This window comes from Microvirga sp. ACRRW, assembly GCF_022346925.1.
Lineage (GTDB): Bacteria > Pseudomonadota > Alphaproteobacteria > Rhizobiales > Beijerinckiaceae > Microvirga.
The window spans coordinates 813,608-825,835 of sequence record NZ_JAKRNJ010000001.1 but is presented as its reverse complement, the minus strand read 5'-3'; the positions used below and the strand labels follow the sequence as shown (position 1 = coordinate 825,835).

The 12,228-nt window shown below is 60.5% G+C and carries 11 protein-coding genes and 1 tRNA gene; 4 read left to right on the top strand and 8 right to left on the bottom strand.

Annotated elements, in window-relative coordinates; translation table 11 throughout:
- Window positions 1-100: 100 nt before the first annotated feature.
- From MHY87_RS04090 to rpmH, 7 genes are all read right to left on the bottom strand, one after another.
- Window positions 101-1,138: a calcium-binding protein gene (locus tag MHY87_RS04090; RefSeq protein ID WP_239349607.1), complete on the bottom strand. Its 1,038-nt coding sequence runs from the start codon at window positions 1,136-1,138 to the stop codon at window positions 101-103.
- 269 nt (window positions 1,139-1,407) lie between these two features.
- Window positions 1,408-1,776 carry a DUF423 domain-containing protein gene (locus tag MHY87_RS04085; protein WP_239349605.1) on the bottom strand — a complete coding sequence of 123 codons (369 nt, stop codon included), beginning with the start codon at window positions 1,774-1,776 and terminating at the stop codon, window positions 1,408-1,410.
- Window positions 1,773-2,435, bottom strand: a complete 663-nt coding sequence (gene yihA, locus MHY87_RS04080) for a ribosome biogenesis GTP-binding protein YihA/YsxC (protein ID WP_239349603.1) — start codon at window positions 2,433-2,435, stop codon at window positions 1,773-1,775. Before yihA ends, MHY87_RS04085 begins: the two co-directional genes overlap by 4 nt.
- A gap of 71 nt (window positions 2,436-2,506) precedes the next feature.
- Window positions 2,507-4,039 carry a CHAD domain-containing protein gene (locus MHY87_RS04075; RefSeq protein WP_239349601.1) on the bottom strand — a complete coding sequence of 511 codons (1,533 nt, stop codon included), beginning with the start codon at window positions 4,037-4,039 and terminating at the stop codon, window positions 2,507-2,509.
- Window positions 4,040-4,166: 127 nt separating this feature from the next.
- Window positions 4,167-6,011, bottom strand: coding sequence for a membrane protein insertase YidC (yidC, locus tag MHY87_RS04070; RefSeq protein WP_239349599.1), 1,845 nt, complete (start codon window positions 6,009-6,011; stop codon window positions 4,167-4,169).
- Window positions 6,004-6,453 (bottom strand): ribonuclease P protein component, encoded by a 450-nt coding sequence (rnpA, locus tag MHY87_RS04065; RefSeq protein WP_239349597.1) that lies wholly within the window; start codon window positions 6,451-6,453, stop codon window positions 6,004-6,006. The genes yidC and rnpA overlap by 8 nt, the downstream gene beginning before the upstream one ends.
- 19 nt (window positions 6,454-6,472) lie before the next feature.
- Window positions 6,473-6,607 carry a 50S ribosomal protein L34 gene (gene rpmH / locus MHY87_RS04060; RefSeq protein ID WP_027314822.1) on the bottom strand — a complete coding sequence of 45 codons (135 nt, stop codon included), beginning with the start codon at window positions 6,605-6,607 and terminating at the stop codon, window positions 6,473-6,475.
- Between the two features lie 493 nt (window positions 6,608-7,100).
- Between rpmH and MHY87_RS04055 the strand changes: the two genes are divergently transcribed.
- The 4 genes from MHY87_RS04055 to MHY87_RS04040 all read left to right on the top strand — a co-directional run bounded on the left by MHY87_RS04055 (window position 7,101) and on the right by MHY87_RS04040 (window position 10,966).
- A complete protein-coding gene (locus MHY87_RS04055; RefSeq protein ID WP_239349595.1) occupies window positions 7,101-8,531 on the top strand; it encodes a HAMP domain-containing sensor histidine kinase in 1,431 nt (476 codons plus the stop codon).
- Between the two features lie 112 nt (window positions 8,532-8,643).
- Window positions 8,644-8,720, top strand: a tRNA-Arg gene (locus MHY87_RS04050).
- Window positions 8,721-8,900: 180 nt separating this feature from the next.
- A complete protein-coding gene (locus tag MHY87_RS04045; RefSeq protein WP_239349593.1) occupies window positions 8,901-9,953 on the top strand; it encodes a P1 family peptidase in 1,053 nt (350 codons plus the stop codon).
- Window positions 9,954-10,033: 80 nt separating this feature from the next.
- Complete coding sequence (locus MHY87_RS04040) at window positions 10,034-10,966, top strand: ribokinase (RefSeq protein ID WP_239349591.1); 933 nt, start codon at window positions 10,034-10,036, stop codon at window positions 10,964-10,966.
- Here the strand turns inward: MHY87_RS04040 and MHY87_RS04035 are convergent.
- The gene (locus MHY87_RS04035; protein ID WP_239349589.1) at window positions 10,963-12,213 is read right to left on the bottom strand and encodes an AGE family epimerase/isomerase; all 1,251 of its coding nucleotides are present in this window, start codon (window positions 12,211-12,213) and stop codon (window positions 10,963-10,965) included. The two genes, MHY87_RS04040 and MHY87_RS04035, sit on opposite strands and share 4 nt — an antisense overlap.
- Between the last annotated feature and the right edge of the window lie 15 nt (window positions 12,214-12,228).

Below are 12,228 nucleotides of genomic sequence, written 5' to 3'. Positions count from 1 at the left end.
AAGGGGCGCGCTCTGAAAACAGGGAAGCGTCGACCCGGATTCAAGCCGCAACGGAAGGGCCCCCGCCTAAGGTAGGCAGGGGCCCCGGAGTTCATGGGCCTTAGATGACGAGGAAATGGTCAGCGGTCAGCTTCAGTCCGGCATCGATCTTGGCGAACTTGATCGCAGCCGCGCCGCCCTTGCCGTCCGCATCGTAGGACACGACGCCCGTCTTCTTGTCGTAGATGATGCGGTCGCTGGCATCATGAGCCTTCGTGCCCGAGTAGAAGGCAGCCTTCGACAGATCGCCTTTCTTGGCGATCTTCTTGAAGACCTCCTTGGAGAGGCAGAGCGTGTCATTCTTCACATCGAAATCAGCGATCTTCTTCACTGAGGTCTTCTTGCTCAGCTTGTCGTCGAAGATGAAAGCGTCCTTGGAGGGCTGTGATTGAGCATCGACATTGGGCGGGACCGGCGTGGAATTCGTCGTGACCGCGGTGTTCTCAAAGAACTTCACAATCTCGACGTTCTTGAGCTTGCTGAAGTCGAAGTCGGTGCCATACACCCACACGGTGTCGATGCCGCCGTTGTCGGCTTCGATGATGGTATCATTGCCGTCGGCATAATAGACATCGTTGCCGCTGCCGCCTTCGAGGGTATCGGCGCCGTCCATGCCGCCGCCCATGAGGGTGTCATTACCCTCAAGGCCAATCAGGTGATTGCTGCCGTGGTTGCCGCTGATGAAGTTGTCGAGAGCATTGCCAGTGCCATTAATGTTGTCCCAGCTGGTTGGGCCATTTGGGCCATTCGAACCGCCGAGGTAAAGGTTTTCAATGTTGGCGGACAAGACGTAGCTGACATTTGCGTTCACATGGTCGATGCCGCCGTCGGCCGCCTCGATGATCACATCACCAGCATCGTCGACGAAATAGCTGTCGCCGCCAGCCCCGCCAGCCATGGTGTCCTGTCCGGCGCCACCGTTCAGCCAGTTGGCTTCTGCGTTGCCGAAGATCTTGTTGGCGTTCGCATTACCAAGCACACCCAGGGGGATAAACATGGTGTTCTGGTCAATCATCTGGATGCGATCGATGTTGAATTCCGGCAATGCATAAGCAGTATCTTCTTCGTGCATTGTATGCGTCGAGATAACCTGAGTCATAGGTTGTTCCTATAGGTTGCAATCTTGTCGATTGGCGTCCGAAAATAGACGCAACGTTTTAATGTTGCATAATTATAGTTGGGGCTATCTAATTTTTTGGGCTGCGACAAAGATGTACAGTTGCGACAATATGGCTCAGCTTAGGTGCGCACAGTCATACGCTTTAAAGATGCGCAGAATTCGCTTCTTTTATTTTATTTTTATTGTTTTGGTCTGGGGAATTAGCGCAAAGGTGCGCTCTTTGGCGCAGTTGCCATCTTTGCAGAAAGTTAATTGCGGTGCCCAAGCAAGGCTGCGGCGCCAATAAGAACCCAGCCGCCCATCAGGAGCAGGCCGCCCGTCGGAGCCGCCCTGGGAAAGAGCGCGATTCCGCTGAAGGCACGGCGGGAGAGATCGCCGCAGAACAGGGCAAGACCCAGGACCAGCACATAGCCAGCCAGCTGACCGAGGTTCGGGTGGACAGCGCCTGCTGTGATCAAGGCCGCTAGGCCGAGCAGAGCAGGCGCATGGAACAGGAGGAACTGCGCCGCCGTCATGAGATTGCCGCCGGTAATGTGGGCCGCGGCTGCTGAAAGGCCCACGCCCAGGGCGCCGGAAAGGCCCGCGAGGGCGATCAGGAGGCGGGTCGCCAAACTCACAGAGCCCCTCGCTCGCTCAAAAGTCGTGCGATTCCGGCTCGCAGCTCGGGGATGCCGAGACCTGAGCGGCTCGATGTGTGAAGGATTTCGGGGAAGGCTGCGGCGCGCTTGGCGATCTTCTGCTGCGTATCGGCGATACGCTTTTCCAGTTCGCCCGGCTTCAGCTCGTCGGCCTTGGTCAGCACGATCTGGTAGGAGACTGCGGCGGTGCCCAGGGTCTCCAAAACCGCCTCATCGACCGGCTTGATGCCATGGCGGGCATCGATCAGCACATAGACGCGGGCGAGGCTCGCGCGGCCGCGCAGATAGTCGTGGATCAGCTGCGTCCAGGCCTCGACCTTCTGCTTGTCCACGGCCGCATAGCCATAACCGGGCATGTCCACCAGGTGAAAGCGATCGTTGATGTTGAAGAAGTTGAGCTGCTGCGTCCGGCCCGGGGTGTGGGAGGTGCGGGCCAGGGTGTTGCGTCCCGTGAGCGCGTTCACGAGGCTCGACTTGCCCACGTTGGAGCGGCCTGCAAAGGCGATCTCCACCTTGGTCATGGGGGGCAGGTTCTTCAGGGAGTTCGCGGCCCAGATGAAATCCGCCTCGCCTGCGAAGAGCTTGCGGCCGATTTCGAAAAGCGGATCTTGATCTTGGGAAGGGCTTGTTTCGGTCATAGGGCTCTTATCGGCGCTTGGGACACATTGTTCAAGGTGCTTGGCCGCTTCCTGCCCGGACAGCAAGACCATCAGAGCCAGAAGGGCTCAATCTTGAAGAGAGATTTCGCCGTCTTCTTGCTCTTGTCGAGAAGCTTATCCCGACGCCGCTCCGCTCGTCGAGGCGCGGTTTCGACAAGCGAGGGAACGAGGGAGCCGCTGACCGCCAGGTCGTGCACTTCTCCGAGCGTGTCCTGAAGTTTCCCCAGAAGGCTGGCGAGCTTTTGGCGGCGTTTCTGCGCCTTTGCCTTAGGAAACAGAGAGGCGAAGAACTCGGTGCCATAGCGCAGCTTTTTGATCCGGATCCGCAATTCGTGGCGCTCCTCCTCGCTGCGCTTGCGCAGGCGGTTGCCGGTTTTGCGGATGCGCTTGAAACGACGGGACAGCTCGCTCGTTGCAAAGTCTAGCACCGGCTGCTTGCGGGCTCTTGCATCTGCGGCGGTCCAGGTTCCGGCCTCGATCCAGGCAGCAGCCTTGAGAATGGTCTCCATGAAACGGCGGGAGTTCAGGATTTCCAGCAAGTCGCGATGAGCCTCTCCCCGGATTCGCTCGACCCTGTTTGCCTGGGACTTGTCATATTCGGGCTTCGAGGAGCGGATGCGCTCCAGGAGGACATCGAGATCCCGGACTTTGCCCATGGCTTGTCCGGCCCAGCGAAGATCGCTCTTCATCCCGGCGCTCTCAGGATCGGTCAGCAATTGCTTTCCGAACAGCGAGAGAGCGGACCTCAGACGACGCAGGCCCACGCGCGTCTGGTGCAGGGCCTCGGGATCCTGCGTCTGCCGCACGAGGACCTCATTGTACAGCATCTGGGATAGGCACGAACGCGCAATGATCTGAAAGGCCTCGGCGCAGGTGGCTTCTTTCGGGAGCTCGATCGGCTTCGAATGGGATGGCTTGAGAGATGCCGTATTGAGAAGGCGATAACCTCGCGCGGATTTGGCCAATATCGAGAGGCGCAGAGGGGCGGCCTCGCTCAAACGGCGGGCGAGCGCGAAGAGAGCGGCAGGGCTTCCCATCTTCAGTTCCAGCTCAATCTCCAGGAAGGTCATCTCCTGCTGCATCACCGATACCCTGGATCGGTCGAGCGAGACTTCGATCAGGGAACCGTCGAATTCGGTCTCGTAAGCCTTTCGATCCGTGTCGATTGTGAAGATGGGGCCGATGCTCCGTCGCGTGGCCTCGTCCGAGGTAAGCGACGCGAGAGGCGTTCCAGCCGCTGCGGATAGGTCGAGACGGTCATTGACGGGAGTCTCCCATTCGCCGCGATCCATGATCAGGCTGCCGTGAGCTCCTTCGGCCTTGATGGTCTGAATCGTGCTGCCGTTTTTATGGCGAATGCGCAGGCTGATGCCCTCGCGCCGCAGGGCATGATCCGCGGTGTCGAAGTAGATCGCATGAAGCTGCCCGCTCTGACCGGGGAGGGCGCTGAGGAGGGGCAAGGCCGGATGGGCGAGAAGATCGTCGAAAGTGCCGGAGGCGAGTTCGAGCTTCAGCTCGATTTCCCGAGGATGGCGGTCGGATTCAGGGCTCTGCTTCAGTCGGGCTGCGGGTGCATTCATCATTGGTCGCGGCTCTGCATCGTAGCCTGGTCATATAGAGGCGGAGCGGCGGGGGAAAATCGCGACGGGCGCCACAAAAGAAAATCCCCGGGACGAGGCCCGGGGATGGTCATTCTATCGGGTGCCTATGTCAGCCCTTGGCCGGGCTGGCTTTGCGGCTGAAGGTCTTGCGCAGGTTCTCCCACAGCTCGATCTTCACGCCGTTGCGCCTCATGATGAAGCCTTGCTGCGTGACCGAGAGCAGGTTGTTCCAGGCCCAGTAGATCACGAGGCCGGCGGGGAACGAGCCGAGCATGAAGGTGAAGATCACCGGCATCCAGGCGAAGACCTGCTTCTGCACCGGGTCCGGCGGCTCCGGATTCATCTTCATCTGCAGCCACATGGTGAAGCCCATGATGATCGGCCATACGCCGAGCATCAGGAAGGGGCCGATCACCGGCACCGCGCCCGGGTCATAGGGGATGAGGCCGAAGAGGTTGAAGATGGAGGTTGGATCGGGAGCGGCGAGGTCGCGGATCCAGCCGAAGAACGGTGCATGGCGCATTTCGATGGTGACGAAGAGCACCTTGTAGAGCGCGAAGAACACCGGGATCTGGATCAGCACCGGCCAGCAGCCTGCCACCGGATTGATCTTCTCCTTCTTGTACAGCTCCATCAGCGCCTGCTGCTGCTTCATCTTGTCGTCGGCATAGCGCTCGCGGATCGAGGTCATCTCCGGCTGCACCGCCTTCATCTTCGCCATGGAGGCATAGGACTTGTTGGCAAGCGGGAAGAAGAAGATCTTCAGAATCACGGTCACGAGAAGGATCGCGATGCCGAAATTGCCGAACAGGCGGAAGAAGAAGTCCAGCACCTTAAAGAGCGGCTTGGTGATGAAGTAGAACCAGCCCCAGTCGATCATGAGATCGAAATTCTTGATGCCGAGATTGTCCTGGTAGGCGTCGATGGTCGCCGTTTCCTTGGCGCCCGCGAAGAAACGCTGCGTGGCTTCGGTCGCCGCGCCGGGCTGGATGGTCTGCGCCGCGCCCTGCATGAAGGCGTTATAGGTGCGGCCCGCCTGGCTCTGCTGCGAGGTGAAGGCGCCCTGATAGGTCATCGCCTGATCGGGGACGATGGTCGCCGCCCAATACTTGTCGGTGATGCCGAGGAAGCCGCCCTGCACGTTGTCCCAGGCCTTCTGGGACACAGTGGAACCGGCAACGGGCGTTTCCTTGTCGAGCGTGTCGTACTTGATCTCCTGAAGGCCGTTCTCGCCCAGGACGCCGATCATGCCTTCGTGAAGCACGTAATAGCCGAGCGTCACCGGCTTGCCGTGGCGGGAGACGAGGCCATAGGGCTGCAGCGCCACGGGGGCGGAGCCGCGATTCTCGACCGTGCTCTTGACCGTGAACATGAACTTGTCGTCCACCGAGATCGTGCGGCGGAAGACGAGGCCCTGGCCGTTGTCCCAGCTCAGGGTCACCGGCGTCGAAGGGGTCAGCCGGTCGCGGTCGGCGGTCCATTCGGTATTGGCATTGGGTAGGCCGCCGGCCTGGGCACCGACCCAGCCGAAATCGGCGTAATAAGGATTCTGCGTACCCTCGGGGGACAGAAGCACGATGTTGGCGCTGTTGGGGTCAACCGTCTCGCGGTAGTTCTTCAGCGCGACGTCATCGATGCGGCCGCCGCGCAGGTTGAGCGAGCCCTTGATGGACGGGGTGTCGATAGCCACGCGCTTGCTGCCGGCGAGGGCAGCCTCACGGGACAGGGTAACGGGGCCTGCCGGGGTGCCAGGCAACGTTCCGGGCACCGTAGGCGCCGCGCCGCCGGCCTGGCTCGGGCTCGCGGCGTTAGGGTTGACCTGTGCGGATTGCTGCTGCTGGGCAGCCTGGCGCTGCTTTGCGGCTTCGGGAGCCGCAAAGAAATATTGCCAGCCCAAGAGGACCGCCAGCGACATGGCGATGGCGAGGATCAGGTTTTTGTTGTCTTCACGCATGGGAATGTCCGCGACGCTCGCCTTTTTGGGGAGGTGAGGAGGGGAGGGTACGATCTGAGAGGTGGGCGCTTTTCGGCTTGGTTACAACCCGCAGAGCGCGCCGGAGATCGTCGATGAGCACGTCGTAATCCGCTGTCAGAATCTCACGCCGTCCGATGATGACGACATCCGCATTAATGGTTGCGTAGTCCTGTCCTGCCATGGGTACGGCAGCCCGGAGCCGACGCTTGATCCTGTTGCGCTCGGGGGCGTGGCCCACCCGTTTCGTAACGGTCAGGCCGACCCGAAGGCCGGCTTCCGAGCTATCCGGATCGGAGTTGTCGCGCAGGCGAGCCTGCACCGTCATCCGCTCCGTATGAAAGCGGCGGCCGGAGGCCGCCGCGACGAAGTCAGGTCTTTTCGTCAGACGCCCGATGGTCAAATCTGCGCGAGGGTCGCGCATCGGGGGTCCTTAAGGTCGCTTACGCCGAAAGGCGCTTGCGGCCATGGGCGCGGCGAGCAGCAATGACCTTACGGCCGCCCTTGGTCGCCATGCGCGCACGGAAGCCGTGGCGGCGCTTGCGAACCAGCTTGCTCGGTTGATACGTCCTCTTCACGGCACATCTCCGGTCGAATGGGGCAGCGGTGCTCGAAGGCTCGCGCCCGTCTGGTTAGGTAAGGGGTTTCCCCCGAAACTGTCTCGAAAAAACGATCAGCGCCCCAGAAGAGCGCTGTCAGCTTGCGGGCTTATGAAGGAAGAGAGGGGCAAAGTCAACGCCGCTCTGGCCTTTATGCGGCAATCCGACCGCTCAGGTTCCTTATCGTATCCTCGCGAGCTTGAGAGGCAGGGCAGGGGGCGCATAGCAGGGAGGGGATACATCCACAAGGGATACGGCGCCCCTCGAAACCGGGCTTCTGGAGATCTTGCCTTGGAAGCCTGACGATAAGCGAAGGATTCAAGGTTTCGGAACTGACCGGCTTAGTCTATCCCTACCTCACCTTCTCCGAGGTGACGAAGAGCATTGCGGTGGAGTTTCTGAGGCCTTCGGCCCAGAATCCTTGGGTACGGCGAGGGGCCCGATCTGCTTCGCCGCTTGGGATAAGGCGGGTATGAGTGTCGAGCAGCCGCAATCGCTGATGTGGCGGATCCTGAGCCAGTTCGGGCTTTCCGCGCGTCTGCTGCTGTTGACCGTTCTTTTCGTCATGATCGCGGAGGTGCTGATCTATGTGCCCTCCATCGCCAATTTCCGCCAAACTTGGCTGAACGACCGCCTTGCGGCGGCCCAGATCGCCGCCATGGTGCTCGATGCTGCGCCCGAGGAAAGTTTGCCCGGGGAGCTGGAGCTGCGCCTTTTGCAGGGCGTGGGGGCCCAGGCGATTGCTCTTCGGGGCGGTGGGCGCCGAAGCCTGCTCGCCATCAACGATGCGCCGCCCGAGGTGGGAAAGAGCGTCGACCTGCGGGACGCGAGATGGGCCGATCTGGTTAGCGATGCCTTCGCGGTGCTGTTCACCCCGACCGACAAGCCGATTCGGGTGATCGGGCACGGCATGGGCGTCGATTTCGTCGAGATCATTCTCGATCAACGCCCCTTGCGGAATGCCATGCTCGAGTTCTCGCGCAACATCCTTCTGCTCTCGCTCTTCATCTCCATCATCACGGCGAGCCTCGTTTACCTCACCCTGCAATGGGTCATCGTGAGGCCCGTGCGGCGGCTGACCGGCAATATCGCGGAGTTTTCCGGCAACCCGGAGGATGCGTCCCGCGTCATCCAGCCGACCGACAGGGCGGATGAGATCGGCCTCGCCGAACAAGCCCTGGCGCGTATGGAGACGACCTTGGCCGACGAGCTGCGGCAGAAGCGGCGCTTGGCGCAGCTGGGCCTTGCCGTCAGCAAGATCAATCATGAGCTGCGCAACATGCTGACCACGGCGCAGCTTCTCACGGATCGCCTCGAGCGGGTGAATGACGAGACGGCACAGCGGGTCGCTCCCCGGCTTGTCGCCACTCTCGACCGGGCCATCGCCTTCTGCGAGACGACGCTCGCCTATGGCCGTGCCGCTGAGCCTTTGCCGCAGCGTCGGTTGATTCCGCTCGCTCCCTTGATCGAGGATCTCTCGAACCTTACGGATCTCGCTCCCGAGGTCGGAATCGCTTTTCGCGCTCATGTGCCGGAAGACCTCATGGTCGATGCGGACAAGGACCAGCTTTCGCGGGTGCTCGTGAATCTTGTGCGCAATGCGGTACAGGCCCTGAGCCAGACAGGCGTTTCCGAGGGCGATCCGTGCATCGATGTTACGGCAAGCCGGGAAGGTAATGCTGTTACGATTCTCGTCAGGGATAACGGCCCGGGAATCCCCGAGCGGGTGAAGGCCGATCTTTTCTCGCCATTCCAGAGTTCTGCCCGCAAGGGCGGGACCGGCCTTGGGTTGACGATTGTAGCGGAACTGGTTCAGCTCCATGGCGGCACGATCAGCCTCGACGACAGCGATGGCCATACCTGTTTCCGGATCACGATCCCGGATCGGGCCGCCATTCAGTAAGCAAAATGAAGCTTGTGCAAAATCTCTTCAGAGGAGGCTTGCCAAGCGCATCAGAACCCTTTAAGTCACCCGCCTCGGCTGATGTTGCTTCCCGCAACGACCTGCCGACCACGCGCCCGTAGCTCAGCTGGATAGAGCACCAGACTACGAATCTGGGGGTCAGAGGTTCGAATCCTTTCGGGCGCGCCATTTTCCTTCTCGTCAGACATATCTTTTCGTCTTGAAGCTGCCGCGCCGCAGCTGGCTCGTTCGCGCGTTCTGACCTTCACCAATTCCCCTATTTGAAATTTTCCGGCTACATGGCGACACTTGCCTCGCGCCAGACTTGGCAAGATGTTTTTCTAAACTCGCCGTCGCACGGAGCAGGGGATGAGCCGCACAGTCAACGATTTCGATCTCGTCTGCGGGGTCCTGCCTCAGGGCGCAAAAAATGCGATCACGGACGTGCCTGGAATACGTGTCGGGCATTGCACCCTGCGCGAGGGCGAGATCAACACCGGCGTCACGGCGATCCTGCCGCATTCCGGCAATCTCTTCCGGCGCAAGGTCGTGGCGGCGTCCCATGTGATCAACGGGTTCGGCAAATCCATGGGCCTTGTGCAGATCGACGAGCTCGGGACCATCGAAACGCCGATCCTGCTGACGAATACATTGTCCGTCGGCACCTGCGCGACGACTCTGATCCGCGAGGCCATTGCGCAGAATCCCGACATCGGACGCACCACCTCAACGGTCAATCCCGTGGTGGGAGAGTGCAACGACGGACCATTGAGCGACATTCAAGCTCTGGCGGTGACGGAAGAGCATGCAAGGATTGCCTTACAGGCTGCGCATGACGGGCCGGTCGAGCAGGGCAGCATTGGCGCCGGAACCGGCATGACCTGCTTCGGCTTCAAGGGCGGCATCGGATCATCATCGCGGCGGATCGCACTCGACGGAAACGAGCATCATCTGGGTGTGCTCGTTCTCACCAATTTCGGCAGAGCCGGCGATCTCGTTCTTCCCGATGGGCGCAGGCTGTCGCCAAAGATGGAAGAGGATTTGAGCAAGACGCAGGAGAAGGGCTCGATCATCATCGTTCTCGCGACCGATGTTCCGCTCGATCACCGCCAGCTCAATCGCGTTGCCAAGCGCGCGGGTGCAGGGCTTGCGCGGCTTGGTTCGTTCTGGGGGCATGGCAGCGGGGACATCGTTATCGCGTTCACGACAGCGAACACGATCGAGCATGACGGCAAGGCCGATGTGGTGGACATGCGCATTCTGAACGAAAACAGGATCGACCTCTTGTTCCGCGCGGCTACGGAAACGACCCAGGAGGCCGTGTTGAATTCGATGCTCTTCGCAGATCGCTTTGTCGGTCGTGGCGGTACGGTGCGGGTTTCTTTGGCCGATGTGTTGAGCCGGAGCCGGGTGGGGCTCTGAGGCCAAAAATTTCGCTCTCCAGATTGGCCGCAGAACCCGGTATTTTTCTATCAGGCAATCGCAGAATGGAGCAGGATTGCATGATCACGATATTCGGGTCGATCAACATGGATCTCGTCGCCCGGGTGGAAAGCATCGCCCGTCCTGGAGAAACCGTTCTGTCACGCCGAGCCGACAGTTTCTTTGGCGGCAAGGGAGCGAACCAGGCGGTTGCCGCTGCCCGTGCATGTCAGGGAAGCTCGATCAAGGTCGCTATGGCTGCGGCCGTGGGAGACGATGCATTCGGCAAAGCGTGCATCGATAACCTTCGCAAGAATGATGTCGATGTGACGGCTGTGCAGATTTCCGGCGAACCAACCGGCTGCGCCTTCATCACTGTCGATGGGCAAGGAGAGAACGCCATCACGGTTGCAAGCGGCGCCAATTTGGTTGTGCGTGCGGCGGACTTGCCGGGTGGGCTGCTATCGGCAGTCTCCGTGCTGGTTCTTCAGATGGAAGTGCCTCTCGTTGAGAACCTAGAAGTGGCGCGGCGTGCGAGGAGAGAGGGCGCGACCGTTATCTGGAATGTCGCGCCTGCTCCGGCTGCGGTGGAACGCTCTGCCATGGCTGAGATGCTCGCAAGCACCGACATGCTTGTCGTCAACGAACACGAAGCAATCTCTGTTGCGGCCATCATGGGGCAGGACGCTGGAAAGGATTATCTTAAAGCAGCATCCATTCTGGCGCGAAGCTGCAATCTGCTCTGCATTGTGACGGCGGGAGCGAAGGGTGCGTTTGCCGTCAGTCCCGATGGTACGCAGAGTCACGCGAACGCTTTTCCGGTCAAGCCGGTCGATACCACGGGGGCGGGCGATACGTTCGTCGGCGTGCTCGCGTGCGGCGTTGCGGAAGGGCGTGAGATGAATGACGCCATGCATCGGGCCTGCGTCGCAGCATCCCTGTCATGCATGACGGCAGGTGCCCAGGAAGGCATGCCCTCTCGCGATAGGCTGGAGAAGGCTTTGGCTGGTTAGTCCTCGCTTTGCGGGATGACGTGCGTCAAACTTCCCGTCGCTGGAAAGAGAGGAATGAGACAGGCCTGCAAAGCATGATAGAGATCGGGCTTTCCCGTGAACAATGTGTTCGCAGGCTGTAGGTCTTCCGAGAGTTCCGGATGCCAGCCGCCCTGCTCGTGATCGATCAGATGGCGCTCGATAAAGCTCCATACATGCCTGTACCATGTCTCGTGAAATTCGCTCGGACTGTGCTCGCAAAGAAAGGCCGCAGCGCCGATGGCCTCGGCGCAGGGCCACCACAGTTTGTGCGGCAAGCGCGGCTGGTCATTCCAGTCGAGTGAATAGAAGAAGCCGCCTTTGGTCTCATCCCAGCCGAGTTCGATGGATTGGCGGAACAATTCGCGGGATGCTGTCGGCATCCAATCGTGACGCTTACCGCCGAGCACCCAGAGCTGCAGCAGAAGACGCGCCCATTCGAGCCAATGCCCCGGCGTCGTGCCATAGGGACGGAACATCTCGTGGCCGCGATAATCGCGATCCAGTGACCAATCGACGTGAAAATGCTCGGCGACCCGATAGCCGAGCGATGCGGCATGGCGGCGGATGATGAGATCCGCGATGCGCTCGGCCTTATCGAGATAGGATCTCTCGCCGGTCGCCTCGAACGCGGCCATCAAGGCTTCCGTCAGATGCATGTTGGAATTCTGGCCGCGATACTCGCTGATCGACGACCAGTCGCGAGCGAATTCCTCGGCGACCGCGCCGTTCTGTTCTTCCCAAAAGCGCTCTTCCAGGACCTGAGAAATATCAGCCAGAAGCGTATCTGCGAGAGGATGGCCGACAATCTTCGCGCTGGAAGCGGCGAGCAGCACGAAGGCGTGTCCGTAAGCCTGCTTCGTGTCGTCCTTCGGTCCGTTGTCATCGAGAGACCAGACATAGCCTCCATGCTGGGCGTCCCGGTGGTGCTTCCAAAGATAGCTCATGCCGTGATCGACAAGCGCATCGCATCCGGGACGGCCGAGAAGAACGCCGATGGAGGAGCAATGCACCATGCGTGTGGTGCTATGAATCTGGCGGACTGAATTGTCGCCGTCGAGCGGTCGCCCCTGACGGTCGAGATTGAAGAAGCCGCCTGCAGGATTGATGCTGTGGCGCTGGAAAAAATCGAACAGGCGACCTGCCTGCTCGCTGAGCCATTGGCGATGATAAGGGCGCGTGCGCCAACTCGACCCGGTTGCGGGAAGATTGGGGAGGGGCATCTGCATTTGAGGTTCCTGCTG